Origin of the sequence: Acidovorax sp. SUPP2539, assembly GCF_030158975.1 — a bacterium.
In the GTDB taxonomy this organism is placed as follows: domain Bacteria; phylum Pseudomonadota; class Gammaproteobacteria; order Burkholderiales; family Burkholderiaceae_C; genus Paracidovorax.
Genome location: NZ_BQXJ01000001.1, coordinates 197,325 through 223,519, shown reverse-complemented (window position 1 = coordinate 223,519; position 26,195 = coordinate 197,325). Strand labels below are relative to the sequence as shown.

Annotated in this window: 26 protein-coding genes; 7 read left to right on the top strand and 19 right to left on the bottom strand. The window is 65.4% G+C overall.

The window, feature by feature from the left end; genetic code table 11:
• Positions 1–9: 9 nt before the first annotated feature.
• The 5 genes from AVTE2539_RS01015 to AVTE2539_RS00995 are packed head-to-tail and all read right to left on the bottom strand — an operon-like array spanning position 10 to position 3,844.
• On the bottom strand, positions 10–2,289 hold the full coding sequence (locus AVTE2539_RS01015) for a methyl-accepting chemotaxis protein (RefSeq protein WP_284393221.1): 2,280 nt from the start codon (positions 2,287–2,289) through the stop codon (positions 10–12).
• Between the two features lie 21 nt (positions 2,290–2,310).
• A complete protein-coding gene (locus AVTE2539_RS01010) occupies positions 2,311–2,838 on the bottom strand; it encodes a chemotaxis protein CheW (protein WP_272567367.1) in 528 nt (175 codons plus the stop codon).
• A 17-nt stretch (positions 2,839–2,855) separates the two neighbouring features.
• The gene (locus tag AVTE2539_RS01005; RefSeq protein ID WP_092741674.1) at positions 2,856–3,221 is read right to left on the bottom strand and encodes a response regulator; all 366 of its coding nucleotides are present in this window, start codon (positions 3,219–3,221) and stop codon (positions 2,856–2,858) included.
• Complete coding sequence (locus tag AVTE2539_RS01000; RefSeq protein WP_092741676.1) at positions 3,221–3,619, bottom strand: response regulator; 399 nt, start codon at positions 3,617–3,619, stop codon at positions 3,221–3,223. The genes AVTE2539_RS01005 and AVTE2539_RS01000 overlap by 1 nt, the downstream gene beginning before the upstream one ends.
• A 51-nt stretch (positions 3,620–3,670) precedes the next feature.
• On the bottom strand, positions 3,671–3,844 hold the full coding sequence (locus AVTE2539_RS00995) for a rubredoxin (RefSeq protein ID WP_272567365.1): 174 nt from the start codon (positions 3,842–3,844) through the stop codon (positions 3,671–3,673).
• 95 nt (positions 3,845–3,939) lie between these two features.
• Here AVTE2539_RS00995 and thiD point away from each other — a divergent pair, with 95 nt between their 5' ends.
• From thiD to AVTE2539_RS00980, 3 genes are all read left to right on the top strand, one after another.
• Entirely contained in the window at positions 3,940–4,893 is a 954-nt protein-coding gene (gene thiD, locus AVTE2539_RS00990; protein WP_272567362.1) for a bifunctional hydroxymethylpyrimidine kinase/phosphomethylpyrimidine kinase, read from the top strand.
• Positions 4,877–6,190, top strand: coding sequence for a glutamate-1-semialdehyde 2,1-aminomutase (gene hemL / locus AVTE2539_RS00985; RefSeq protein ID WP_272567360.1), 1,314 nt, complete (start codon positions 4,877–4,879; stop codon positions 6,188–6,190). The genes thiD and hemL overlap by 17 nt, the downstream gene beginning before the upstream one ends.
• Before the next feature lie 174 nt (positions 6,191–6,364).
• On the top strand, positions 6,365–7,603 hold the full coding sequence (locus tag AVTE2539_RS00980) for a pectate lyase (RefSeq protein WP_284408048.1): 1,239 nt from the start codon (positions 6,365–6,367) through the stop codon (positions 7,601–7,603).
• Positions 7,604–7,709: 106 nt separating this feature from the next.
• On the opposite strand, the gene purH is transcribed toward AVTE2539_RS00980, so the two are convergent.
• The 4 genes from purH to AVTE2539_RS00960 all read right to left on the bottom strand — a co-directional run bounded on the left by purH (position 7,710) and on the right by AVTE2539_RS00960 (position 11,673).
• Entirely contained in the window at positions 7,710–9,335 is a 1,626-nt protein-coding gene (gene purH / locus AVTE2539_RS00975) for a bifunctional phosphoribosylaminoimidazolecarboxamide formyltransferase/IMP cyclohydrolase (RefSeq protein ID WP_284408047.1), read from the bottom strand.
• 83 nt (positions 9,336–9,418) lie between these two features.
• A complete protein-coding gene (locus AVTE2539_RS00970) occupies positions 9,419–9,652 on the bottom strand; it encodes a Fis family transcriptional regulator (protein WP_005799570.1) in 234 nt (77 codons plus the stop codon).
• Positions 9,649–10,698, bottom strand: coding sequence for a tRNA dihydrouridine synthase DusB (gene dusB / locus AVTE2539_RS00965; RefSeq protein WP_284408046.1), 1,050 nt, complete (start codon positions 10,696–10,698; stop codon positions 9,649–9,651). Before dusB ends, AVTE2539_RS00970 begins: the two co-directional genes overlap by 4 nt.
• A 123-nt stretch (positions 10,699–10,821) precedes the next feature.
• Positions 10,822–11,673: a cytochrome c gene (locus AVTE2539_RS00960; protein ID WP_284408045.1), complete on the bottom strand. Its 852-nt coding sequence runs from the start codon at positions 11,671–11,673 to the stop codon at positions 10,822–10,824.
• 140 nt (positions 11,674–11,813) lie between these two features.
• On the opposite strand from AVTE2539_RS00960, the gene AVTE2539_RS00955 reads away from it, so the two are divergent.
• Positions 11,814–12,293 (top strand): YqaA family protein, encoded by a 480-nt coding sequence (locus AVTE2539_RS00955; protein WP_372588224.1) that lies wholly within the window; start codon positions 11,814–11,816, stop codon positions 12,291–12,293.
• A 228-nt stretch (positions 12,294–12,521) separates the two neighbouring features.
• Here the strand turns inward: AVTE2539_RS00955 and AVTE2539_RS00950 are convergent, their stop codons facing one another.
• From AVTE2539_RS00950 to AVTE2539_RS00925, 6 genes are all read right to left on the bottom strand, one after another.
• A complete protein-coding gene (locus AVTE2539_RS00950) occupies positions 12,522–13,916 on the bottom strand; it encodes a sensor histidine kinase (RefSeq protein ID WP_284408044.1) in 1,395 nt (464 codons plus the stop codon).
• Positions 13,913–14,626, bottom strand: a complete 714-nt coding sequence (locus AVTE2539_RS00945) for a response regulator transcription factor (RefSeq protein WP_284408043.1) — start codon at positions 14,624–14,626, stop codon at positions 13,913–13,915. Before AVTE2539_RS00945 ends, AVTE2539_RS00950 begins: the two co-directional genes overlap by 4 nt.
• A 47-nt stretch (positions 14,627–14,673) precedes the next feature.
• Positions 14,674–15,645, bottom strand: coding sequence for an aspartyl/asparaginyl beta-hydroxylase domain-containing protein (locus AVTE2539_RS00940; RefSeq protein WP_284408042.1), 972 nt, complete (start codon positions 15,643–15,645; stop codon positions 14,674–14,676).
• Complete coding sequence (locus AVTE2539_RS00935; protein ID WP_284408041.1) at positions 15,642–15,851, bottom strand: hypothetical protein; 210 nt, start codon at positions 15,849–15,851, stop codon at positions 15,642–15,644. Before AVTE2539_RS00935 ends, AVTE2539_RS00940 begins: the two co-directional genes overlap by 4 nt.
• Positions 15,852–15,880: 29 nt before the next feature.
• On the bottom strand, positions 15,881–16,630 hold the full coding sequence (locus AVTE2539_RS00930) for a MipA/OmpV family protein (RefSeq protein WP_284408040.1): 750 nt from the start codon (positions 16,628–16,630) through the stop codon (positions 15,881–15,883).
• 312 nt (positions 16,631–16,942) lie between these two features.
• Positions 16,943–17,986: a YihY/virulence factor BrkB family protein gene (locus AVTE2539_RS00925; protein WP_284408039.1), complete on the bottom strand. Its 1,044-nt coding sequence runs from the start codon at positions 17,984–17,986 to the stop codon at positions 16,943–16,945.
• Positions 17,987–18,357: 371 nt separating this feature from the next.
• On the opposite strand from AVTE2539_RS00925, the gene AVTE2539_RS00920 reads away from it, so the two are divergent.
• The 3 genes from AVTE2539_RS00920 (at position 18,358) to AVTE2539_RS00910 (ending at position 22,591) form a co-directional block, all read left to right on the top strand.
• Positions 18,358–19,482 (top strand): Kelch repeat-containing protein, encoded by a 1,125-nt coding sequence (locus AVTE2539_RS00920; RefSeq protein ID WP_284408038.1) that lies wholly within the window; start codon positions 18,358–18,360, stop codon positions 19,480–19,482.
• Between the two features lie 386 nt (positions 19,483–19,868).
• A complete protein-coding gene (locus AVTE2539_RS00915; RefSeq protein WP_284408037.1) occupies positions 19,869–20,225 on the top strand; it encodes a GNAT family N-acetyltransferase in 357 nt (118 codons plus the stop codon).
• A gap of 272 nt (positions 20,226–20,497) precedes the next feature.
• The gene (locus tag AVTE2539_RS00910; RefSeq protein WP_284408036.1) at positions 20,498–22,591 is read left to right on the top strand and encodes an AAA family ATPase; all 2,094 of its coding nucleotides are present in this window, start codon (positions 20,498–20,500) and stop codon (positions 22,589–22,591) included.
• Between the two features lie 292 nt (positions 22,592–22,883).
• Here the strand turns inward: AVTE2539_RS00910 and AVTE2539_RS00905 are convergent, their stop codons facing one another.
• The 4 genes from AVTE2539_RS00905 to ychF form a co-directional block, all read right to left on the bottom strand.
• On the bottom strand, positions 22,884–23,768 hold the full coding sequence (locus AVTE2539_RS00905; protein ID WP_284408035.1) for a hypothetical protein: 885 nt from the start codon (positions 23,766–23,768) through the stop codon (positions 22,884–22,886).
• A gap of 254 nt (positions 23,769–24,022) precedes the next feature.
• Positions 24,023–24,232, bottom strand: a complete 210-nt coding sequence (locus AVTE2539_RS00900) for a hypothetical protein (RefSeq protein WP_284408034.1) — start codon at positions 24,230–24,232, stop codon at positions 24,023–24,025.
• A 16-nt stretch (positions 24,233–24,248) separates the two neighbouring features.
• Positions 24,249–24,674, bottom strand: a complete 426-nt coding sequence (locus AVTE2539_RS00895; RefSeq protein WP_284408033.1) for a hypothetical protein — start codon at positions 24,672–24,674, stop codon at positions 24,249–24,251.
• A gap of 381 nt (positions 24,675–25,055) precedes the next feature.
• Positions 25,056–26,150, bottom strand: a complete 1,095-nt coding sequence (gene ychF / locus AVTE2539_RS00890; RefSeq protein ID WP_272567328.1) for a redox-regulated ATPase YchF — start codon at positions 26,148–26,150, stop codon at positions 25,056–25,058.
• Positions 26,151–26,195: the final 45 nt, after the last annotated feature.

Here is a 26,195-nt window from a genome sequence, read left to right as displayed (position 1 = left end):
GTCCGCGCGTCAGGCGATCTTGAAACGTGCAACCGACTGGCGCAGCTCTTCAGCCATGTGCGACAGTTCGCGCACCTGCTGGGCCGTCGTGCGGGTGCCCTCGCCGGTCTGTTCCGTCACCGCAAAAATGTGCTGAATGTTGTCGGCCACTTCGTTGGCCAGTTCGGCTTCGCGGGACGTGGAGGACGAAATCTGCTCGATCAGGTCGGCCAGGCGGCGCGACACGCGATCGATCTCGGTCAGGGCCGTACCGGCACTGTCGGACAGTCGGGCCCCTTCCACCACACCCTGCGTGGAACGCTCCATGGCGGCCACGGCATCCTGGGTATCGGTCTGAATGGCCTTCACCAGCGCCGAGATCTGGCGTGTGGCATCGGCGGAGCGCTCGGCCAGCCGCTGCACTTCTTCCGCCACCACCGAGAAGCCGCGACCGGCTTCACCGGCCGATGCGGCCTGGATGGCGGCGTTCAGTGCCAGCACGTTCGTCTGCTCGGTAATGTCGGAAATCAGCTCGGTGATTTCGCCGATCTCCTGCGACGATTCGCCCAGGCGCTTGATCCGCTTGGAGGTGTCCTGGATCTGGTCGCGGATGGAATTCATACCGCCGATGGCGTTCTGCACGGCCTGCAGGCCGGAGTCGGCCGCTTGCAGCGACTGGCGCGCCACCGAGGCGGATTCCTGCGCTTGCGTGGACACTTCGTTGATTCGGCTCGCCATGTCGAGCACCGAGCGGCCGGTTTCGCGAATTTCGCGCAGCTGCTCGGTCGAAGCGGCCAGCAGCTCGGTCGAGGTGCTGTCCACCTGGGACGTCGTCTGTGCCACGCGGGTGGCCGTGTTCTGCACGCTGCCCACCAGCTGGCGCAACTCTTCCACCGTGTAGTTCACCGAGTCGGCGATGGCGCCGGTGATGTCTTCCGTCACGGTGGCTTCCTGCGTCAGATCGCCTTCGGCGACCGACTGCAGTTCGTTCATCAAACGCAAAATGGCGGCCTGGTTGGCGTCGTTCACGCGCTTGGCTTCCTGCTCCTGGCGGCGGGCGTCTTTTTGCTGCGATTCGGCAGAGGCCTGGCGCGAACGGCTGTCCATCAGCTGGACGCGCGAGATGCCGATACCGCACAACAGCACGAACAGGCCGGCGATGGCCAGCGCAGCGAACTGGCCGGCACCCAGGCCCGTCTGGGACGACAGCTTGGTCTGCAGGCCTTCCAGCTGGCGACGCAGCGGTTCGCTGTCGGCAATGATGGCGGACTGCGCTTCACGGGCGGAAACCAGGCCTTGCAGGTTGCCCAGAATGGCGCTGGCTTGCGAACGCGTCTGTTCGTAGAGCTTGATCAGGCTTTCCAGTTGCTCGCGGGTCTGCGCGTCCCGGGTGGCGGCCAGGCGCAGGTCGGCGCTGCCGTCCAGCATGCCCTGGGCGATTTCCTTGAACGAGTTCAAGTCCTTGCCCAGCAGGAACACGGCCTCGGGGCTCACGCCTTCGGTGGTCTGGAATTCGTTGGCGGACTTGCCGATGCGCTGGGTCAGCATCACCAGTTGGCCGGCGGCGGAGATTTCAGCGGCCGGGGCATTCTGCTGCAGCTTGAGCGAGGAGATCGTTTCGGCGATTTCCAGCAGGTCGGACGACTGGCGGTTGATGGTGCGAAGCGCGTCGCCCACCTGCGTCAGGATCTTCTGCTGGCCCATCACCACGCTGGCGTTGCGCTCGGCGCGCTCCATCAGCGGCGTCACGGCTTCCAGGTCGGGCTTGAACGTCTCGCCCAGCGCCTGCACGTTGCGCTCGTTGTCGCCGCTGTTCAATGCGCGCACGTCGCGTGCCAGCGAGCCCGAGCTTTCCATCACGTCCGGAAAGGCCTGTGGGCTGCCCACCAGCGCCTGCGAAACGGATTTGGCCAGGCGTTGCGACTGCATCAGCGACTGGCCGGTCGCGGCCAGCTGCTGTGCGGAACGGTCGGCCTGCTGCAGCACCCAGCCGGCGATCGCCGCCAGCACGATCACGCCGATGGCCAGCAGCATCAGCAGGCGGCGCTGGTGGCTGGCGGCCGTGGCTCGGCCCAGCAGGGGCAGCGAGATCAGGTCTTCGTCGGCGACTTCGCCCTCTGCGAACTGCGAGATCGCAGAAGGGTCACCCTGCACGCTGTTCATGGCGTCCGCCTGGTAGGAGTCACGCAGCGAGGACGCATCGGACGTCAACGGATCCAGTCCGGCATCCGCTCCCGAAAGCCCTGGGTTGGCATCCGGCTCGGCGGGCTTGCGGTTGAACATTTTTGCAAATGGGTTGACGACGGACATGGTGCGGCCTTACAGAAAAACTCAAGCACTGATGCTGAGGAAAGCGGGGTGTTGGGACAGGGCTTGCAGGTTGAGCTCCTGCCATTGGACTCCCTGGGAATCCAGATACGTGGTGCCGTAGAACGGGGGCGCGTCTTCGGCGGGGGGCTCGGAGGAAACGAAGGCTTCCGTGCCGCGCAGGCCGGCCAGGCGATCGACCAGCAGCGCGGCGTTCACATCGAGCACCGCATTGAAAGCCAGCAGGCTGGCATCGGCCAGCGCCTGCTCGGTGCGGTTGGACGGCAAACCGAGCAGACCTGCCAGATCGACCACGCCGATCAGCGAGCCGCGCAGGTTGGCCACCCCGAGGAACCAGGCATGGGTATAGGGCACGGCTTGCACGCCCGCCCAGGGAAAGATCTCTCCCGACTGGCCCAGCGGCAGCAGGAAACGGCGCCCCGCCGACTCGACGGCCAGCCAGGACGAAACAGACACACCCTCGCCCCGCGCCGCCTGCAGGCGGGCTGCAAGGCGGGTCTGGAGCTCTCTCAGCGCTTCACGGTTGGCCATGGACGGTCCGGGCGCTTTTAGTTTAGTGCGTCGATCTTGGCTTGCAGCTCGGCAGGATCCACCGGCTTGGTGATGTAGCCGCGAGCGCCCTGGCGCATGCCCCACACCCGGTCGGTTTCCTGATTCTTGCTGGTGCACATGATGATCGGCACGTCAGCGAACTGGGGATCGCGGGTGATGGCACGCGTGAGCTGAAAGCCGTTCTGGCCCGGCATCACGACGTCCATGAGGATCAGGTCGGGCTTTTCTTCCGCGAGGCGGCGGAAGGCTTCTTCGGCATTTTCCGCGGTGCGGACCTGCATGCCCTTTTTTTGCAGCAAGTCGGTCAGAAACATCAACTCGGTCTTCGAGTCGTCAACGACCAGTACTTTCTGGATAGGCATTACATCGCTCCTTGTTGGGCATTACCGAACTGCTGAACTGCTTTCAGCAGCTGGTCTTTGGTAAATGGTTTGGTGAGATATTCCTGGCACCCCACCATGCGTCCACGCGCCTTGTCGAAAACGCCGTCCTTGGAGGAGAGCATCACGACGGGCGTGTCGGCAAAGCGCGCGTTGCGCTTGATGATGGCGCAGGTCTGATAGCCGTCCAGCTTGGGCATCAGGATGTCGCAGAAGATCAACTGGGGCTGGTAGTCGTTGACCTTGGCCAAGGCATCGAAGCCATCGTCGGCGAGCAGCACTTCGTGGCCACCCTGCTTGAGGAAGATTTCTGCGCTGCGGCGGATGGTATTGCTGTCATCCACGACGAGCACCTTGAAGGATGCGCCTGTTGTAGTCAATTTCGTCACCGCTCCTGAAGGGGAAATAACAACGCTGGCAGGAGCCGCGCCTCAGATCTGGACCATTTCGAAGTCTTCCTTGCGAGCGCCACACTCCGGACAGGTCCAATTCATGGGCACTTGATCCCACGGCGTATTGGGCGCTATTCCGTGCTCAGGAGAACCTGTTGCCTCGTCATATATCCAACCGCAAATCAAGCACATCCAGGTTTTAGGGTCCGTCACAGCTTAAATGGCCTTCACATAGAATGCAACGATTGTATCCAAGCATCTCAACGGGAAGGCAGTTTCCGTGCCAACCGTTACGCTGGTGCGGCGCCATGACCACAGATTCCCCCCTCCCCCCAGACCTCTCCCCATCCCCCGATGAAGCCGACGACGACGGCGCCACCCCCGCCTGCGTGATGGTGTTCAACGCCAACGACCCGAGCGGGGCCGGAGGGCTGACGGCGGACATCGCCACCATCGCCTCCGTGGGCGGCCACCCGATCGCGGTGGCCACGGGCGCCTACATCCGCGACACGGCTGAGATCTTCGACCACTACGCCTTCGACGACGAGGCGGTGGCCGAGCAGGCCCGCACCGTGCTGGAGGACCTCACCGTGCAGGCCATCAAGGTGGGCTTCGCGGGCAGCCCCGAGAACCTGAGCGCCATCGCGTCCATCGCGTCCGACTACGACGACGTGCCCGTGATCGCCTACATGCCCAATCTGTCCTGGTGGCGGGACGACCTCATCGACCAGTACCTGGACGCCTTTCAGGAACTGCTGCTGCCCCAGGTCTCGCTGTTGGTAGGAAACCACAGCACCCTGTGGCGCTGGCTGCTGCCGGACTGGACCAGCGAGAAAAAGCCCTCCGCGCGCGACCTGGCCATGGCCGCGTCCGAACTGGGCGTGCCCTATGTACTGGTGACCGGCATTCCCGCGCCCGAGCAGTTCGTGGAGAACGTGCTCGCCTCGCCGCAAACGGTGCTGGGCAGCGGCAAGTTCGAACTGTTCGAGGCCACCTTCGCCGGTGCCGGCGACACGCTCTCGGCCGCCCTGACGGCGCTGGTGGCCAGCGGCAACGACCTGGGCGAGGCCACCAGCGAGGCGCTCGCCTACCTGGACCGCTGCCTGGACGCCGGCTTTCGCCCGGGCATGGGCCACATCATCCCCGACCGCATGTTCTGGGCGCAGCCCGACGATGACGAGGATGACGAAGACGGCGAGCCCACCCCCGACCCCACCGCCATCGACGGCTTCGTGATGCCACCCCATGACACCCAGCACTGACCTCAACCTCTCCCTGTTCGAACGCGCCAAGGCGCTCATCCCCGGCGGCGTCAATTCGCCCGTGCGGGCCTTCAAGGCCGTGGGCGGCACGCCGCGCTTCGTGCAGCGTGCGCAAGGCGCCTACTTCTGGGACGCCAACGGCCAGCGGTTCATCGACTACATCGGCTCCTGGGGGCCGATGATCCTGGGCCACGGCCACCCGGCCGTGCTCGAGGCGGTGCAGAAGGCGGCGGTCGAGGGCTTCAGCTTCGGCGCCCCGACCGAGCGCGAGGTCGAACTGGCCGAGGCCATCATCGCGCACGTGCCCTCGATGGAGATGATCCGCCTCGTCAGCTCGGGCACCGAGGCCGGCATGAGCGCCATCCGCCTGGCGCGCGGCGCCACGGGCCGCAGCAAGATCATCAAGTTCAACGGCTGTTACCACGGCCATGCCGATGCACTGCTGGTGAAGGCCGGCTCGGGCCTGGCCACCTTCGGCCACGCCACGAGCGCGGGCGTGCCGCCCGAGGTGGTGCAGCACACCCTGGTGCTCGAATACAACGACATCGCGCAGCTGGAGGAGGCCTTCGCCCTGCATGGCCGGGATCTGGCCTGCCTGATGATCGAGCCGATCGCCGGCAACATGAACTTCGTGCGCGCCAGCGTGCCGTTCATGCAGCGCTGCCGCGAGCTGTGCACGCAGTACGGTGCGCTGCTGGTGTTCGATGAGGTCATGACCGGTTTCCGCGTGGCGCTGGGCAGCGCCCAAAGCCTGTACGCCCGGAGCATTCCCGGCTTCCAGCCCGACCTCACGGTGCTGGGCAAGGTGATCGGCGGCGGCATGCCGCTGGCGGCGTTCGGCGGGCCGCGCGCGATCATGGAGCACCTGGCGCCGCTCGGGCCCGTGTACCAGGCCGGCACACTGTCGGGCAACCCCGTGGCGACGGCCTGCGGCCTAGCCACGCTGCGCGAGATCGCCCGGCCGGGCTTCTACGACGCGCTGGGCGCACGCACCCGATCGCTGGTCGAAGGCCTGGCCCAGGCGGCCCAGGCAGAAGGCGTGCCGTTCAGCGCCGACAGCGAAGGCGGCATGTTCGGCTTCTTCCTGCTGCCCGAACTGCCGCAGAACTACCCCACGGTGATGGCGACGGACGGCGCGCGGTTCAACACGCTGTTCCATGGCTTGCTGGACCGCGGCGTGTACATCGCCCCAGCGCTGTATGAAGCCGGCTTCGTGAGCAGCGCGCACACCGCGCAGGACATCGACGAAACCGTGGCGATCGCGCGCGACGTGTTCCGCACGCTCGCCGCCCGCTAGGGACCGAACCTGCCCGCGGGTCAATCACTGCCCACCCACGGCGCTTCGGGTGGTGCGGCGCCGCTTCGCGCGGCCGCCCTGCAAAGCAGGCGCGCGGCGCACAGTGTTCGCGAAGCCACGCATGTTGCGTGGCATTTTGACCGACGGCCCGTTCCGCCGGGATCGCGAGCACCCATGAGCCCCATCGACCTTCTTTCTTCCTTCAGTGCCTGGAACACCCACCGCAAGGCCCAGGTCCAGTCCGGAAATTCCCCGTCCTCCGCCTCGGGCACCGACAGCCAGACGCTGCAGAAAGCCATCGAGTCCCTGCTCAAGGGGTTCCTGGAAAAGCTGATCAAGGACTTGACCGGCCAGCAGGGGTCCGGTTCATCCGGCGGCTCAGGCGGCGGGTCGCCGTCCCCTTCGCCGGCACCATCTCCAGCCCCATCTGCCTCGCCCTCGCCCGCCGCCGCGCCTTCTTCGGGACCGTCGCCGGCACCGTCCCCCGGTGCGGCCACACCGGCGCCCACGCCCACGCAAGCCCCGGCGCCGACGGCAGCGGCGCCCACGCCCGACCCGTCCACGATCACGAACGCGCCCAAGCCATCGCCGACGCCTGCACCGCCGCCCCCCACGGAGGTGGGTTCGGGCGGCAAGGCACCGGCGACCGCGCCGTCGGCAGCCCCCACACCGGCCTCAGCCCCAGCGACGAATTCAGCCGTCACCAAGCCGCCGGCGAACATGAAGGTCGCCGAGCCCACGGGCGTGGAAGAGGTGAACAAGCCCATCATCGTGAAGGCGGGCACGACCTACGACGGGCAAGGCAAGCTGTTCAACGCCGGCGCCGGGCTGAACGGCGGCGGCACCGCCGAAACGCAGTTGCCGATGTTCATCCTCGAGCCGGGCGCATCGATCAAGAACCTGCAGTTCAAGGGCGGGGACGGCATCCACCTGCTGGGCGATGCCAAGCTGGACAACGTGCACGGCCTGCAGACCGGGGACGACTTCGTCACCGTGGATGGCGCGGAGAACAAGGCGGTCGACGCCCAGCGCGCCGGCATCTCGGCGAAGGACCTTCCGAGCGGCCCGGCCCAGGTGGAGATCACGAACTCGTCGTTCCAGAACAGCCACGACAAGGCGATCCAGATCAACGGCGACGTGAACCTGAAGCTCCAGGGCATCTACGCCGACAACATCGGCCAGCTGGCGGTCACGCGCGGCGGCTACCCGATCACGGCGAACGTGGACATCTCCGATTCGACGCTGCAGAACCTCAAGGCCTTCACCTTCCGCTTCGACTCCAAGCACTCCACCGTCAATATCTCGAACACCGATGTGGACGGCGGCAAGACGCCGGTGAACGTGATGGCGGGCGACCCCAGCAAGGTCCATGGCGCCGGCAGCGTGCGCCAGTCCGTCCAGACCGTCGGGTGACCTGACGCGCCACAACGGCGAAGGCCCTGCCAGCGCAGGAAGGCAGGGTCTGCCTTTCCCGCGTTGGCAGGGCCTTCGCGCTTGGGGGAGGTTTCTGCCGACCGGCTCAGTGGCGGAAGTGGCGCACGCCGCTGAACACCATGGCCACGCCGCGCTCGTCGGCAGCGTCGATCACTTCCTGGTCGCGCATGCTGCCACCAGGCTGGATGACGCAGGTCGCGCCCGCGTCCACCACCACGTCCAGGCCGTCGCGGAAGGGGAAGAACGCGTCGCTCGCCACCACCGTGCCGGCCAGCGACAGGTTGGCGTGCTGCGCCTTGATGCTGGCGATGCGCGCCGAGTCCAGGCGGCTCATCTGGCCGGCGCCCACGCCCATCGTCATGCCGCCCTTGCAGAACACGATGGCGTTGCTCTTGACGTACTTGGCGACCTTCCAGGCGAACAGCAGGTCTTCCATCTCTTCCAGCGTGGGCTGCTTTTTCGTGACGACCTTGATGTCGATCATCGACAACTCATGGTTGTCGGCCGACTGCAGCAGCATGCCCGAGCCGATGCGCTTGGCGTCCACCGCATTGCGGCCGCGGTGCCAGGGCGTGTTGCTGCCCAGCGCGTATTCCGCCGCGTCCAGCGCCGGGGGCAGCGCGATCTTGAGCAGCCGCACGTTGGCCTTGGCCTTGAAGACCTCCAGCGCCTCGGCCGTGAAGTCGGGCGCCATCAGCACCTCCACGAACTGCTTGGCGATCTGCTGCGCCGCCGCGCCGTCCACCGGGCGATTGAAGGCGATGATGCCGCCGAACGCGCTGGTGGGATCGGTCTGGAACGCCTTGCCGTAGGCGCCCAGGGCATCGAGCCCCACGGCCACGCCGCACGGGTTGGCGTGCTTGACGATCACGCAGGCCGGCACGTCGAAGCTCTTGACGCATTCCCAGGCGGCGTCGGCGTCGGCGATGTTGTTGTACGAGAGTTCCTTGCCCTGCAGCTGCACGCCGGTGACGATGGAGCCGGGTGCGGGGTACAGGTCGCGGTACAGCGCGGCCTGCTGGTGGCCATTCTCGCCGTAGCGCAGGTCCTGCACCTTGGTGAAGATGCCGTTGCTCTGGCCGGGGAAGGCGGTACGGGCGGGCACGTAGTCCTCGGCCAGCTTCTCGGCCTCGAACGTGACGGACGAGAGGTAGTCGCTGATGGCCGCGTCGTACTGCGCGATGCGGTTGAACGCGGCGACCGACAGGCCGAAGCGCAATGCATCCGACAACTTGCCCGACGCCTTCAGCTCGCCCAGCACGCTCTCGTACTGCGCGGCGTCGGTCACCACGCCCACGTCCTTCCAGTTCTTGGCAGCGCTGCGCACCATGGCGGGCCCGCCGATGTCGATGTTCTCGATCGCGTCGGCCAGCGTGCAGCCGGCCTTGGCCACCGTGGCCTCGAAGGGGTAGAGGTTGACCACCAGCAGGTCGATGGTGTCGATGCCGTGCGCGGCCAGCGCGGCCATGTGCTCGGGCAGCTCGCGGCGCGCCAGCAGGCCGCCGTGCACCTTCGGGTGCAGCGTCTTCACGCGGCCGTCCAGCATTTCGGGGAACTGCGTGACCTCGGCCACTTCGGTCACGGGCAGGCCGGCCTTGGCCAGCAGTTGGGCGGTGCCGCCGGTGGACAGCAGCCGGATGCCCAGCGCGTGCAGGGCCTGGGCGAATTCAACGATGCCGGTCTTGTCGGAGACGGAGAGAAGTGCGTTCATGGCAGGGGGTGGGGTTTGATTGAAATCGGGCTTCAGCACAATATCCACTAGGGCATTACGCTATTAAATTTATAGCAACTGAATTACAGCAGCTTGTGCTCCACCAGCTTCTTGCGCAAGGTGTTGCGGTTCAGTCCCAGCCATTCGGCCGCGCGGGACTGGTTGTTGTCGGCGTGGCTCATGACCACTTCCAGCAGGGGCTTCTCGACCACCCGCACCAGCATGTCGTACATGCCGTCCGGCGTCTCGCCCCCTAAGTCGCGAAAGTAGCCCTGCAGGCTCTCCCGCACGCACTCTTCGATGTGTTTCTTGCTCATGCCGCCAGGTCTTCCTGTTTTTCGCTGGGGTCTGCGTCCTCGGTGTGCGCGGGGGGCAGCCGGTCCATCCGTTGCCCGATCGCATCCAGATAGTGGGCCACCGCGTGCCACTGTTCGGAGCAGTCCTCGATGGTGTTGATGTGTTGCCTGAACGCCTCGCCGCCGGGCAGGGCCCGTACGTACCAGGCGATGTGCTTGCGCGCGCTGCGCATGCCGGTGAACTCGCCGTAGAGGCGATAGTGGTCCTGCAGGTGGTCCAGCAGCAGGCGCCGCACCTCGGCCACCAGCGGCGGCGCCAGGTGCTCGCCCGTGGCGAGGTAGTGGCCGATCTCGCGGAAGATCCACGGCCGGCCCTGCGCCGCGCGCCCGATCATGATCGCGTCGGCGCCCGTGGCGGCCAGCACCTCGCGCGCCTTCTCGGGCGAGGTGATGTCGCCGTTGGCCACCACCGGCACGCGCACCGCAGCCTTCACGGCGGCGATGGTGTCGTATTCGGCCTGGCCTTTGTAGCCCTGCTCTCGCGTGCGGCCGTGCACCGTCAGCATCTGGATGCCCACGCCCTCGAACGCCCGGGCCAGGGCCACGGCGTTCTTGTGCTCCTGGCTCCAGCCGGTGCGCATCTTGAGCGTGACGGGCACGTTGCGCGGGGCGCACGCCCCGACGACGGCCTCGGCGATTTCCAGGGCCAGGGCCTCGTTCTGCATCAGGGCGGAGCCCGCCCATTTGTTGCAGACCTTCTTGGCCGGGCAGCCCATGTTGATGTCGATGATCTGCGCGCCCCGGTCCACGTTGTAGAGCGCGGCCTCGGCCATCATCTGCGCGTCGGTGCCGGCGATCTGCACGGCGATGGGGCCGGGCTCGCCCTCGTGGTTGGCCCGGCGCGAGGTCTTGAGGCTGTCCCACAGGTCCTTGCGCGAGGTGACCATCTCGCTCACCGCGTAGCCCGCCCCCAGCGCCTTGCACAGCTGGCGGAACGGCCGGTCCGTGACGCCCGCCATCGGGGCGACGAGCAGGCGGTTCGCCAAAGGAATGTGGCCGATGTGCATGGGAGGGGGAGGCAGCGCGTGCTGAAAAAGGAGGCAGGATTGTAGCTGCTCAAAATTTCAGCAAATGAAAAGTGCGCGCGGCGCCGCCACCGCCCCCCCATCGGCGGCCCGCCGCACGTTTTCTCAGCGCGCCCCGCGGCGCTCGCGGGCCATGTGCTGCAGGTAGCTCACCAGATCGTCCAGATCGCTGTCGCTGAGCCGGTCCGGCGCGAAGCCGGGCATCGACTGCCCGGGCCACTGGCGCACGCTGGCCGGGTTGCGCACCAGCTGGCGCAGCGCCTGCGGCTGGAAGTACTCCACGGGGCTCATCGGCAGGTTCAGGTCGGGGCCCAAGCGCGCCTCGCCGCCGCCGTTCATGGTGTGGCAGACGAAGCACTGCGCCACGAAGATCGCCTGGCCGCGCCGGCGCGCATCGCCCACGGGCAACTGGGGCGCCACGCCGATCCGGGGCCAGCGCTTTTCCGGGGCCTCGCGCACGTGCAGCCGGGCCACGGCATAGGGCCACTGCTCGCTGAGCACGCCGTCGGCCACCGGCCAAACGATGTAGAACGGCCCGGGGCCCGAGGCCTTGCCCGGCAGCGCGGGCCAGGGCGCACCGGCCGGCTCGACCGCCAGCCAGGCCTGGCCCCGCCCCGGGCGCAGCACCAGCGCGCCGGGCAACTGGGCGACGAAGCCATCGAGCGCCACCGCCTCCAGCACGTCGCCTGCGCCCAGGCCCAGGCCGTTCAGCACGGCGGCCAGGGGCACGGCGCGGTAGCGCATGGGCCGGTGGTAGGCCACGTCCGCGGGCACGTCGATGTCGCGCGCCTCGGGGTGGCGCAGCAGCGTTTCGGTATCGACCTGCCGGGCACCGCCCGGTCCCTCCAGGTGCAGGACAGCGGCCTGCGCCGCACCGGCCAGCCAGCAGGCCAGGCCGAGCGCGCCCACGACCAGGGCCCGGCGCACGGCCGGGACAGAAACATCGAACCATTGCATGGTGGGGAACCTCCTCTTGTATGGGTGTGCGGCGGCGGCCCACCGGCGGGCCGCACCGCACCGCGGCGCGATCGTAGCGGAGCCCAAGCGCCTGTCCGACAGCGAAGGCTTGCCGGCGTCCCCTAAACTGCGCCCCAGTTATGGAAATCTGGATGAACCACCTCATGGACCTGCTGGCGCTGCCCCAGTACGGCCTCAGCACGGTGTTCATGGTGTCGTTCATCTCCGCCACGCTGCTGCCGCTGGGCTCCGAGCCCGCGGTGTTCGGCCTCATCAAGCTCAACCCGGAACTCTTCTGGCCCGCCGTGCTGGTGGCCACCGCAGGCAACACGCTGGGCGGCGCCCTCAGTTGGTGGATGGGCCTGGGCGCGCACAAGGCCGTGGACCGCGCCCGGGGCGAGCACTCCAATCCCCGCGCCCTCGCCTGGCTGCAGCGCTTCGGCCCCAAGGCCTGCCTGCTGAGCTGGCTGCCCGTCGTAGGCGACCCGCTGTGCGCCGTGGCCGGCTGGCTCAAGCTTCCCTTCTGGCCCTGCGTGGCCTACATGGCGGTGGGCAAGTTCGGGCGCTACCTGGCCATGACGGCCGGGCTGCTGTACCTCTGGCCCGAGGCCGGGCGCTGAATTCCATTTGCTATTAATTAAATAGCACAATGCCCTAGTGGAATATGCGCTGGCGGCCTTTTTAATCCCAATTTCTTTGAACGCCCTGCACCGCAGTCTCCCCTGCGCCCAGCATGCGCCAGCACCGCGATCCGTGCATGCGGGCAGGCAGGCTTTCTCGCCCGCCGTCCCTTGAGGCACCCGCCGGTGGGGATGGAGGCACCCGCCGGTGAGGCCCCTGAAAGTCCCCTACCCCGGCCTGACCGGCCCCGGCTCGAAGTGAAGGATGGCCGAGGTGCCCACCGAGACCGACGACTCCAGCACCAGCCGCCAGCCGAACCGCTCGCAGATGCGCTGGGTCAGGAACAGGCCCATGCCTGCGCCCCCGGCGCGCTTGCGCGATTGCTTCAACGACTCGGTGAATCGGTGGGCGGACTGCGCCGTGTCGAAGCCGCACCCGGTGTCGCGGATGCACAGCGTGGCGCCGGTGATCGAGACATGGATCTCGCCCTCGTGCGTGTGCTCGGCGGCGTTGCGCAACAGGTTGCCCGCTGCGATGCGCACCATGGATTCGGGCGCCATCAAGGTGGTGGGCTCCAGCGCATCGAGCACATAGCGCACGGGCTTTCCGGACAGCAGATAGGCGTGGTCGCGCACCAGGTCGGGAACCAGCGCGTGCAGTAACGTGACCTGCCGGCGCTCTTCGGGGCTGGGCTCGCGCGACAGGTACAGCAGCGCCTCCATGATCTGGGTCAGGTTCTCCACCGCCTCGTCGATGCGGTGCAGGGGCCGCTGGGCGCGTTCGGGCAAGGCCTGCTGGTGCAGCACATCGGCCGCCCCGGAGATGATGGCCAGCGGCGTGCGGAATTCATGGCTGGCCTGGTCGAGCAGGCTGCGCTCGCGCTCCACCGCCAGTTCCACCCGTTCGAGGTGCGCATTGGCCTCTTGCGCAATCACGTTGAGCTCGCTCTTGCGGTAGCGCACGGGCAGGCGCTGCGAGGGTTTCAGCGGATCGAGCTCGCGCATGCGCCGCGCCAGGTCCTGCACGGGCCGGGTCAGGCTCAGTTGAAGCCACCAGATCACCGCACCGATCATCAAGAGGTTGAACAGCATGAACAGCACGCTGAGCTGAACGCTGCGGTTCTGCTCGTCCTCCAGTTCGGTCAGATCGATGGACATGATCAGCCGGCCCTGCGGCACGGCCGTGACCATGACCGTGTAGCTGCGGGCGCGGTCCGCCGCATCGCCTGCGCTGGCGAATGGCGCCTTGCGGGGCGTGAGAATCGAAACCGCGACCGCGAACGTCGAAGGATCGGCGATCTGTTCGATCTGGCCTTCGGTGTAATACCCCGGGGCCAGCGCGGCGAAGAACGCCGGCATGCCCGGCGCTGCCGTGGCGCCGCTTGGCAGCAGCCATCCCTTGACCGTGCCCTGGGTCGGCAGCGTGTCGCTCAGATCGGGCCGGGACGACTGCAGGACGCTGCGCGTGCCCGACTCCAGCAGGTGGTGCCAGATGGGGTGCTCGACCAGGCCCTGGCTCAGCTTGCCCTGCACCAGCAGCGCCAGGGCGAGCATGGCGCCGAACATCAGCAAGGTGGCGTTGATCAGCCACTGCAGGCTCTGCACGCGCCATGGCCACTTCACGCCGAAGCCCCGCCCAGCCGGTAGCCGGCCCCGGTGACGGTGTGCAGCAGCCGGGCTTCGCCGGGCTGGTCGATCTCGCGCCGCAGCAGGTGCATCCTGGATCGCAGCAGGTCTGCGTCGGGAACGTCCTGGCCCCAGATCAGGCGCTCCAGCCGGTCGCGGCGCACGGTGCCCGGCGATTCGCCCATCAGCAGCTCCAGGATGTTTCGGGACGTGCCCGACAGCGCGACGGTGCGCGTGCCCCGCGTCACTTCCAGCGTGTCCAGGTGGTAGGCCAGATCGCCCACGCGCAAGGTGCGCCCGGCCGCCGCCCGGGCCTGGGCACGGCTGACCATCACCCGCAGGCGGATCTCCAGCTCGGGCAGGGCCACCGGCTTGACCAGGTAATCGTCCGCCCCGTTCTCGAAGCCCAGCAGTTTGCCTTCCAGCTGGTCCTTGGCGGTGAGCATGATGATGGGGGTCACGCAGGCATGCTCCTGCCGCAGCTTGCACAGAACGCTCATGCCGTCCATCCGGGGCAGCATCCAATCCAGGACGATCGCGTCGTACCGGTTGCGGATGGCCAGATCCAGGCCCGAGTTGCCATCGGGCGCCGCATCCGGCACGTGCCCACAAGCCTCCAGGTAGTCGAAGATGTTCGCGGCCAGCGCGCGGTTGTCCTCGATGATGAGGACTTGCAGGGGGACGGGATGGGCGAGGCTGGCGTTCACTGGACAGGCAGTTTCACAGCAAGGGGATGGAAGGCCGCGGCGGTCAGTCACGCCGGCAGAAGCCACTGCACCGACACCAGGGCGCCGGCGGCGATGCCGAAGACCGCACCCAGCAAAGCCAGGTTGATGCCCCACTTGAGGGCATTGTAGAGAGGGCGATTGCGCTCGCGCAGCTGCTTTCCCCGGGCGCGCACGGGGGCGAGCGCGGCGAACAAGGCACTGGCGAGGCCGCGCCGGTCGCGGGCATCGTTGGGCGTCTGGACCGCGCGGGCCAGCAGCGAATACGCCGCATTGAAAACGCGCCCGGGCAGCGCCATCGGCCTGCGCACGTCGCACATCAGGATGAGCCGCGGCGCGTCGGTGTCGTTGGTCACGAAGTGCAGGTAGGTCTCGTCGAACACGAAGGCCTCGCCATCGCGCCAGGCCCGCTCGATGCCATCGACGTTGATGAAACACTGCGCCGCATTGGGCGTTGCGAGCCCCAGGTGGTATCGCAGCGAGCAGCCCAGCGGATCGGCGTGGGGCGTGAGCCCCGAGCGCGGGGGCAGCACGGCGAACATGGCCGCCCGGATGTCGGGAAACCGCGAGAGGATCTCCAGGGTTCGGGGGCAACTGGCGCTTGCCGATGGGTAGGTGTAGCCATACCAGTGCAGGTAATAGCGGCTCCAGCCGTATTTGTAGAAGGTGCGAAAGCCCACATCGAACGACGCGGGCGAGCCTTGGCGCCGCGCCTCGTCGAATCCCCCGTGCGCCTGCATGGCCAGGGCTTCATCGCGCAGGGTTTCCCAGTGCTGCGCCAACTGCGCAAGCTGGGCGCAGCGATCGACCGGCACGAACGGGCCACGGGCCCAGCGCCGGGTGAAGAGATACAGCACGGCATTGGGCAGCGCGAACACCGGCCAGCTCTTGCGCCAATACTGCTGCACGCTGGCGTACCGCGCCCGGCCCCGGAACCGGTACACATAGGCCATGGCCACCAGCCAGGCCCCGGCAAGGCCCGCCAGCACGGCGGCGATCACAGCGCCGCTCCGATTGCGCCGTCGGCGCTGGCCGCTGCCCCGGCCAACGGGTCCGGCGCCTGCTCGCCACGGCCCGCCGTGCGCGGGCTGCCGCGGCCGTACACGGACATGTAGGCCTTGGCCAGCAGCCAGCTCCCGGCCGGGGAGGCCTGCCTGATCGCATTCGCGGCGCAGCCCACGGTCGCGCCCGTCCCCACGGAAGGCACCGATGCCTGTCGTTCCGGACCGCCGCGCATCAGAAGCTCCTGGACAGGCCGAACATCACCGACCCTTCGCCGTTCGTGCCGGCCTTCAGGAGCGGGCTGTTCGTGATCTTCTTGGGCAGCACCTTGTATTGCAGCGCCGTCATGAACTGCCAGTGCTGGCCGATCGGGTGCACGTAGGTCAGGCCCAGCTTGGGGATCGTCGCCGCACCGGGCTTGTAATCGACCACGCCCCGCGCCACTTCTTCGTTCAAGGTGCCGTAGTAGTAGTTGGCCATGTCCTTGGACAGATGGCTCACGCTGATGCTGGGGGTGAGGCGCCCCCGGCCGACCTGGAAGCCGTAGCCGTACCTGGCGCTCAGCTCGAACCCTTCGCTCGCGCCCGTGACGTCGGCCTTGGCGGTCACCTCGAATTCGCCGGCCGCGCCGCGCCAGGACGCGGCCACGCCCAGGTCCAGGCCGTTATCCCGGTCCTCCAGCAGGCTGCGGTTGATGCCGTTGCGCGCCAGTTCCTGCACGCCGAAGTCCTTGGCCGAGATGCCGTCGGTGCGCAGCGAGGCGATGGCATCCAGGCTGAAGCCCTTGCTGTGCATCAGATGCGCGCCGGCGGTCAGCCCGCGAAAGTAAAACAGCTCGCCTTCATAGCGGATCAGCGGCAGCGCGGTGGTCTTGGTGCCTTCGCCGGCATAGGGGCTGTCCTTGACCATGAGCCCCAGGCCCAGGCCCCAGCGCGGGGACGAGGGCGACTCGGATTGCGATACGGTCTGCGCCGTGGCAAGCATGGGCAGGGTGAGGAGGCAGGCCAGGACGGAGCAAGAGGTGTTCATAAGCGCCAGAAGTGCTGAAGGGTTCCAAAGATGCGCCGCGCACCGGGAACGAGAGGCCGGTACCGACCAGAATCGTTCGCCCGGGCGGGCAGCCATCGCAGCGTACGGACGGCATGTCGCAAGAATGTCGCGGCACTGCGCGGTACCACGCTCATGCGGGCCCGGCCACGGCGGTCGGGCGCACTTCGGCGCTCAAGGGAAGGATGGACGATGCGGCCCAGCGGCTCCGGTGCGCAGCACCCGCGAAGAACGGTCAGCGATCAGCGGTCAGCGGCCAAGGCACCGCACTTGGTCCGGGCCGGGATGGACCTGCGGGAAGCAGGCATCGGCGCGAAGCCCGCGCCGGTCACCCCTGGCTTTGCGGCGATGGGGGAGAGCCGGTTGCGGGACCGCTTGCGGCTCGGATTCAGGGGGTTCGGCCAGCGCATCGGGCGATGCCTCCAGCGGCTCGACACCGTCGCGCAGCACCCCGTTGACCTCCGCGCCGAAGATCAACGTGGTGGCGCTGATGTACAGGAATACCAGCGTGGCCACCACGCCCGCGAAACTGCCGTACACCAGCGCGAGCTTGCCGGCGCTGCGCAGCGTGTACGACAGGGTGGCGGCCGCCCCCACCCACATCGCCGCGCCCACGATGGCGCCCGGCACCACGGTGCGCAGCCGCTGCCGCAGGTCCGGCAGCCAGCCGTAGAGCAGCGCGTACAGCACCGTCAGCACCAGAAACGCCGAGCCGTAGCGCACGCTGTTGCGCAGCCAGGGCGTCTCCTGGCCCACGCCCACGTTGCGCTCCAGCAATTGCCACACGTAGGGCATGACGATCACCGAGCTGAACGCCGCGAAGATGCCGCCGCCCACCACCACCGTGAACACCGTCACCTTGATGCGCGCCTTCCAGAACGGCAGGCCGCGCTCGATGCCGTACGAGCGGTTGAGCGCCGTGCGCACCGCCTGCATGCCCGACGACGCCGTCCACAGCGTGACCAGAAAGCCGATCGCCAGCAGCGCCTGGTTGCGCTGCGCCAGCACCTGCTGGATCACCGGCTGCATCGCGTCGCGCACCACCGGCGGCGCGTATTCCAGCACGCGCTGGGCCAGCGCCGCCGCATCCCCCGGCTCGCCCACATAGGCCGCCGTGGCCGACAGCAGGATCAGCAGCGGGAACATCGCCAGCACCGACGAGAACGCCATGCTCCCGGCCTGGTTGGCACTCTGGTGGAGGATGTAGTTGCGGACCGCCAAGGCGATGACGGGCAGCCCCGGAACGGACCAGGCGATTTGCCGCACGCGGTGCAGGATGGTCTTCGGTGCCATGCGTTTGTCCAACTCTGCATCCTTCTTCGTTCCGCCGATCGACCGGCGCTCATGTGAAACCAACCCATCGACACGCGAAGCGCCAGGAGGACCTGCGGCGCGGGGCCGCACCCGCTGACTGTCGCCCAAGCCACGCAGGCCCTCTGTAGGACTCGAAGAACACCCGAAGCCGCCCAAGAGGGACCGCCGCACCACGATGCCAGCGCCGCTGGCTGCAGCGCGCAAGCCCTTGGACAGCCTGCACAGGTTACAGATGCATCCAGTGGTGACCGATCCAATATTCCGAACAGCGGAAAGATAGACTGCGCGCGGTCGTTTCCGGAGAAGTCCGGACGACCGGGTTCATTCAATCAATACAACGGAGGAATTTCATGAAACGATTTCTGTGGGGCCTGGGAATGGCCCTGGCGCTGATCGCCCCCGGGGCGCAGGCGCATGGGAGCACAGCAGAAACAGCAGCAGACGGCCGCTGGACCCGGCTGGTCACCACGGGCGAGGGGCCGTCCGTGCGTTCGACGCCCGCCGTGGCGCCGGTCCTCGGGTCTATCTATCTCTTCGGCGGGGTCAAGGACGATTTCGCCAGTGGCGAGAACACGTTCTACGGCGACCTGTACCGCTTCGACCCCCGCCTGGCCCGATGGACGCCGCTGTCGCCCTCTGGCGCCAAGCCGCCGGCCCGGGCCTTCGCCGCGAGTGCCGCCGTGCCGGCGCGGCACTGGATGCTGGTGTTCGGTGGCGCCAACTACAGCGCCGACCTTTCCTCGCTCACGTTCTTCGACGACCTGTGGGCCTACAGCGCCCTGCTCAACCGCTGGACGCAGTTGCAGCCCGGCAATCCGGGGCCTTCGGCCCGATCGCGCCCCGCCATGTGGGTGGATGGCGAGAAGGTCTATGTGTTCGGCGGCATCCAGACCGACTTCCACACCTTGAACGACCTGTGGGCCTTCGACCTGCGCACCAACCTGTGGACCCAGATCATCGCCAATGGCGACGCGAACTCGCCGACCTCGCGCCATGAGGCCGCGGTGGCCGGGCGCGCATGGGACGGGCAATTGACGCTGTACGGCGGGCAATTCAGCGACAGCGACGGCTTCGTCTCGTTGAACGACACCTGGCGCTTCGACCTCGCCACCCGTCAGTGGCAGAACATCACGCCCGCCGAAGTCGACAACGTCGATGCGCCCCGCCACCAGGGATCGACCGTGCAGATCGGCCACGCGCTGCTGATGGCCGGGGGCGACCTGCCGGGCGGCAGTTCCGGCTGCGGCGCCGCGTTCCCGCAGAACGCCACGTCCGAACTGTGGCGCTTCAATCTGCACGACCGCACGTGGCGCCTGCTGGCCCCGGGTGGCGATGCCTTCCCGGCGATCAAACGCACCAACGCGGCCGCGGTGGGCGGCGTGATGTACGTGTTCTCAGGCTTTGGCTTCTCGTGCCAGAACGATGAGGGCGGGCAGGTGTGGAACCCTGACGTCTACGCGTTCCGGCCCCGCTGACCGGGGACGCCCGGGGGCTGCGCAAGGCAGCCTGCGGGCGCCGGTCAGGACGCGCAGACATGAACAGGATTCGATGGATAGTAGTCTTTGGTCTAACGCTTGAGCCCTCTGGTCGGCTCCAGAAATACATCGGATAAACGTGAGCACCGACGAACAGGCGGGCGCTGTAATCGACTAGAAGGTGCATTGGTCGGGTCAACTTGAAGGTCGCCTATGCAGCGATTGCAGTCATCCGCTCTTCGTCGCCGAACGCGTACTATCGGCCAGAAGCAGACGTTCGCGACCACCACTCCTTCATGAGAACCTTGCCCCCAGAAATTCGGCCCGCCTCTGCCACGGACGTGAGTGCAATGTTCAAAGTCAGGGCATCGGTCGGAGAAAACACGATGACTGCCGACGAGCTTTCGGCGATAGGCGTCACGCCGGAAGCCATCGCCCTTGCCGTCAGTAGCGCACCTTGCGCGTGGGTCGCGACCATCGATGAGGAAGTCGTTGGCTTCGCGATGGTCGACTTGGACGACGCGTGCCTGTTTGCCCTGTTCGTGTTACCCGAACATGAGGGTTGCGGGATAGGCTCGCGCCTGACCCGGACTTGTGAACGCGCGTTGTTTGAGCGGCACCCTGCCGCGTGGCTCGAAACCGCCAATGGGAGCCGCGCTGCGCGGCTCTATCGTCACCTCGGGTGGGGTAGCGAGGTCGAGATTGGTGACGGAGACATCCGACTGAACAAACAGCGACCATGACCGCTTCGGGCCAAGAAGGCTCCCCGCACGAGCGGCTACAGTCGGCCAGTTACGGTCATTGGACTTCCCAAATTGAGCGGCAGCAAGGTGCCCAAAGCGGAAGGTCGAGATCGACGCCGAAGGTCGGCATCGCAGCGGACACCCCTGATAGCGTGCGCCGCGAGGGGGCCGAAGTCCAGGACGTCACCGTGGCGAGCGGTTCGCCGTCATGGTCAACTAGGTCGTATCAGGCTTGATTGGGCAAACAAGAGCCTGCCATAAGGGAGCACAGGATGAGGTTGATCAAGTACCGGGTAACGAATTTCAGATCCGTGAAGGACAGCGGGGAGATTGAGGCCGGCGATGTCGCCGCGCTGATCGGCGTCAATGAGTCGGGGAAGACCAACCTGCTGCTTCCGCTTTGGAAGCTCAATCCGGCTCGCGAAGGCGAGATCCAACCGACGTCGGATTATCCGAAGACGATGTTCGCGGACATTCGCGCGAACCCAGGCGCCTATCGGTTCATCTCTGCCGACTTTGATGCGACCTCGCTTCGAGATAAGTTGGTGGCGCTGACAAGACTGGATTCATCACAATTGGAGGTCGTGACGGTCAGCAGGTTCTTCAACAAGAATTACGAGATTTCGTTTCCGCAGTACGTCCCCAAGACGACCGTTGCCGCGTCGGACGTGAAGAACCAGCTTACGGGATTGATCGCGGACCTGGAACGAATAGATGCGCTCAAGAGCGAAGAGCAGTTGAAGGCGACGATCTCGGGCGCGGTGGGCTCGCTGGCCCAAAGCGTCTATGCCGACTGGTCCGGCGAAGTGCTCGAACAGGCCATCGAATCGCTGAGGAGGTTGTTGCCCGAGCAGCCGGCCAAGACGTCGACGATCGTCCCTCGCACACAGCAGACTATCGACGCCATGATCGCATGGCTGGCGCATGTCAGATCGCCGGCCCCCGAGGACATCGAAGGGGTCGAGGACTTCATCCTCACGTCGCTGCCCAAATTCGTCTACTACTCCAACTACGGCAACCTGGATTCGGAAATCTATCTGCCGCACGTCGTCCAGAACCTTGAGCGGAAGGACCTGGGTGCCAAGGAGGCAGCCAAGGCGCGGACGCTTCGCGTGCTGTTCAGCTTCGTGCGTCTGGAGCCTGGCGAGATCCTCCAGTTGGGTCGCGATTTCAAAGACCCAACGAACCAGGGCCGGCAGCCGTCCGCCAATGAGATCGCGGCGATAGCTGAGCGCAAACGCGAACGTTCCATCTTGTTGCAGTCCGCTGGAACCACCCTCACGAAGGAGTTCAAGTCTTGGTGGAAGCAAGGCGACTACCGTTTCCGGTTCGAAGCCGACGGCGATCATTTCCGCATCTGGGTGTCTGATGACAGGCGCCCGGAGGAGGTCGAGCTGGAGAATCGCAGCACCGGGCTGCAGTGGTTCCTGAGCTTCTATCTCGTGTTCCTGGTCGAACGCAGGGGGGACCACGAGAACGCCATCCTGCTGCTCGATGAGCCCGGCCTATCGCTGCACCCACTGGCCCAGCGCGATCTGTCGACGTTCTTCGACGGCCTAACAAACACGAACCAGATCGTGTACACGACGCATTCGCCATTTCTTGTCGACCCTGACAGGTTAGACCGAGTCCGCAAGGTCTATGTCGCGGAGGACGGCTCCACGCAGAGTTCGCCGAACCTTCGACAAGCTGGCGCTGATCCGGCACAAGCTGGAGCGGCATACGCCGTGTATTCAGCGCTGAACCTGAACGTCGCGGAGAGCTTGCTGCTGGGCTGCCGGCCGGTGGTTGTCGAAGGTGCGTCCGATCAGCACTACCTGACGATGATGAAGGCGCTGCTCATCGGCGGCGGCAAGATCACGCCCGGCCGTGAATTGGTGTTCCCCCCTGCGGGCGGCAGTAAGACCTTGAGGATCACAGCCGGAGTGCTGACCGGTCGTGACGAGATATTGCCCGTTGTCCTGCTGGACGGCGATGCGATGGGCGCGAAGATGGCTAACGAGCTGAAAACCAGCCTCTACAAGGGTGATGAGCAGAAGGTGCTCTCGACAGACGAATTCGCCGGATTCGCGGGGTCTGAGCTGGAGGACTTGGTTCCTCATCAGCGCTTCGTCGAAGCCGTGGATCGCTTTTTCAGAGCGCCGGATCAGCAATTCGCTGAGGTCGCGTCAAATGCCAAGCCTATCGTGCCGCAGGTCGAAGCGTGGGCGAAGCAAGAAAAGGTCGAGCTTGCCCAGGGCTGGAAAGTTGAGGTGGCTAAGCGCGTCAAGACGACCCTCTTGTCAAAGGGCATCAGCGACGTCGACGACGGCCTGGTTCAGCAATGGGTCAACTTGTTCGGCCGGTTTGAACCGACGATCCATTGATCCCTGAACAAACTAGCAGTTAGGTTGCCGATCTCAATTGCGCCCCGGAACGCATATCGCTCAAGCCGACGTCCCTCGCTAAGCCTCGGCCCGCCGCACAGATTCAACGTTGAAGGTCGGCTTTTGGCCGTTCACTGCGGATTGGCCAATATCCGCTTCGAGAACATGGCTGTCATTGAGGTCGAACAAACCGGTGGCAGCAAAGGGCCCAAAGCGGGTGGTCGTCCGCTAGGGAAAGCAGACGCTCAGCACGAAGGTGCCTAGCACGCTGCGGGAAGCAGAAGTGCGGCCCTCACAGCTCTGCGTCCAGTGCGATCGACTTGATAGCTATCGGCTGTCGCACAATTTGCCCGGATTTTCGATGTCTGACCTTGAATTTAAGCATCACCTTCTCAGACCTCCCGTCCCTCTGGACGTCTTGATCTGAGACGTGAAGTACGGGGTCGACGAGTTCTATCTTGTACCTAGGAGCGATCCTCATCGGCACGGAAAAGATCATTCGAATCACGCCCTCACCGTTTGGTGCGTAGAGGATTGCTTCCTTTGTCCCCGTCAGGGCTTGATGGTAGGAGATCATTGCTTGACACTCTTCCATCTGCTGCTGTGAAAACAGACCTCTGTCGGGTGTCAATGTGGTGAAATGTTGGTCCAGATCCGAAGGCACAGCGAACGTGACAGGGTCAACTTGAAGTGTCATCGAGTAGCCTTCGGCTTCATACCCCAGCTTGATAGCTCGTCCATGTGGGGTGAAATCCCCTGGGCCGAGGATCACGGAGAAGGAAACTGGCCCCTCAGGTAGATCGGTCAGATCGAATACAGCGTCTTCTTCCGCGATGTCTTCGTCATGCATGTCCAACCTATCAAGCGCAGGCACGCGGTACCCGTAGATGGCGCAAGGCTGTGTAGTTTGAGTGAGCGGGGCGACAAAGATGGCGCACCCATTCTCGTGGTAATTCACGCGGCCAGATTGATGAATCGTGATCCGCTTGTTCTTTTTACGCGGCGGATCAAACTCGATGGTCTTTGTCGCTTGCTCTCCCGGCCTCGTGCTCCATGCTGTTCTTGACGTGCTAACGCCTTCCCTCCGGATGGTCAGGCTTAGGGAACCGTCTCGGTCGCTGGTTTCCAAGACCATGAACTTCCGAGTGATCGAACCATAGCGAATGAGAATGCGCATGGACTTTTGACTTCCTAACGTTTGAAGTAAGCCCGCAGGCACTCTGTGATTGTCTGTTCGAGGACGGTGATTCCAGGAAAGCAGGTCAGCCAGCCCTATCCCACAAATGGAGGGGTGTCCGCTTTGCAGCTACTGAAACGAACGACCGCTCCTGGCCGATGGCTGAAGTATGCCGCTGACTTACCAAACGACCGCAATCAGCCTGAAGCGCCTCATGCATCTCTCCACACATCACGCTGTCGGCTTGGCCGCGCTCAATCCTTGAGGCTCACCCCCAGATTGCCCAGCTTTTTTGCATACGAGTCCCTGCGTTTTGCGGCCTTTGCAGCGGTTTCGGAGGCGGCTTGGACTGCCTTCGGGCCTTTAACCGCAGCAGCTTTGATCAATGCGAACTTGTGAGCGGCATCTGCCTCGGCCCGCTTGAAAGTGGCGATGAGTGCAGCATGGGCAACGGATGGATTCACAGGTACTCCATATCGATCAGCGGCGTGACCCTTCAATTTGGACGTCGGTGCGAAGCAAGGCGGTTCTCAATTCGCGATTCGCAGGTTTTGAAACATCCACCTTTTGAACAGCCAGGTCGAACGGTGAGCCTGGCTTGACGCTGGTTGGCAGTATCTTTTTTGCTGGATTCTTGGCGGGGTACGTGCCCTGACCCGGACACATGCGAACGGAGAACCCGAATTCTTCGAGTGCACCTTTCGCATACAACTCCGCTAATTGTTGAAACGTGACGAAGGTCGAACGTTTGACGTCTTTGAATCCTGGCCGACTGACGTCACGAACGATCTCGAATTTACCCAGCGAATCTCGCTGTGTGTCGGTAAACGGATGGAGCAAGAAGGTCTGACGAACCCCATTTTTGGACACCAGAGTGTGCTCGACGGCTATATCGGTTAACAGCATATTTTTCTCGCTCTTCAAGCTGCAGTTGCACAGCACATCATTCGCCATCCGACCCAAGTTGCAGATCGTGTTTTCACGCCAGGCCAATAGGAACCAATCGCTTTGGGACTAAAACTGCCTGCCAATGGGGGATTGGGTAAAAGCCAGAAATCAGCCTGAACTGCCGTTCAGCCGAAGCTCATCGCGAGCGTTCAGGTCAACCGACTGGCCGAACTCCACCACTGCAATATGCATCTGCGGCAAGGCTCTATCCAAGAAGCGCTATTTCGCTCTTGTTGAAATCAAGGAATCGAGCGCGCCACTAGACAGGCCTGCATTTTTCTGAGCGCTGGCCGACGCCCGCAAACGTCGGCCAAGCTTGAAAAACCAACGCGTGCCGGTTTAAACGTTGAACAGGAAGTTCATCACGTCGCCATCCTTGACGACGTATTCCTTGCCTTCGGCGCGCATCTTGCCCGCATCCTTTGCGCCCTGTTCACCCTTGAAGGCGATGAAGTCCTCGAAGGCGATCGTCTGGGCACGGATGAAGCCGCGCTCGAAGTCGCCGTGGATCACGCCGGCAGCCTGGGGCGCGGTGTCGCCCACGTGGATGGTCCAGGCGCGAACTTCCTTCACGCCCGCCGTGAAGTAGGTCTGCAGGCCCAGCAGGTTGAAGCCGGCGCGGATCAGGCGGTTCAGGCCGGGCTCGGCCTGGCCCATCTCGGCCAGGAACATGTCGCGGTCCTCGTCGCTCATCTCGGACATTTCCGCTTCCATCTTGGCGCAGATGGCCACGACGGGTGCGTTCTGGGCAGCGGCGTATTCCTTGAGGCGCTCCAGCAGCGGGTTGTTCTCGAAGCCGTCTTCGCTCACGTTGCCCACGAACATGGCGGGCTTGGCGGTAATGAGGCAGAAGGGCTTGAGCAGCGGCGCGTCTTCCTTGCTCAAGGGCACGGTGCGCGCGGGCTTGCCCTGGTCGAGCGCGGCCTGGATGGGCGTGAGGAGGGACACCAGCTTGGCGGCTTCCTTGTCGTTGCCCGACTTGGCGGCCTTGCTGTAGCGGTTGAGCGCCTTTTCCACCGTGGCGAGGTCGGCCAGGCACAGCTCGGTCTGGATGACCTCGATGTCGGAGATGGGGTCCACGCGGCCGGCCACGTGGATGACGTTGTCGTCCTCGAAGCAGCGCACCACGTTCACGATGGCGTCGGTCTCGCGGATGTGCGCGAGGAACTGGTTGCCCAGGCCTTCGCCCTGGCTGGCGCCGGCCACGAGGCCCGCGATGTCCACGAACTCGACGATGGCCGGCACGATGCGCTCGGGCGTGATGATGCCGGCGAGTTGCTGCAGGCGGGGATCGGGCACTTCCACCACGCCCGTGTTGGGCTCGATGGTGCAGAACGGATAGTTCTCGGCGGCGATGCCGGCCTTGGTCAGCGCGTTGAAGAGGGTGGACTTGCCCACATTGGGCAGGCCCACGATGCCGCATTTCAGGCTCATGGCAGGGCTTTCAGGTGTTCGGGAGACAAACCCGCGATTTTACGG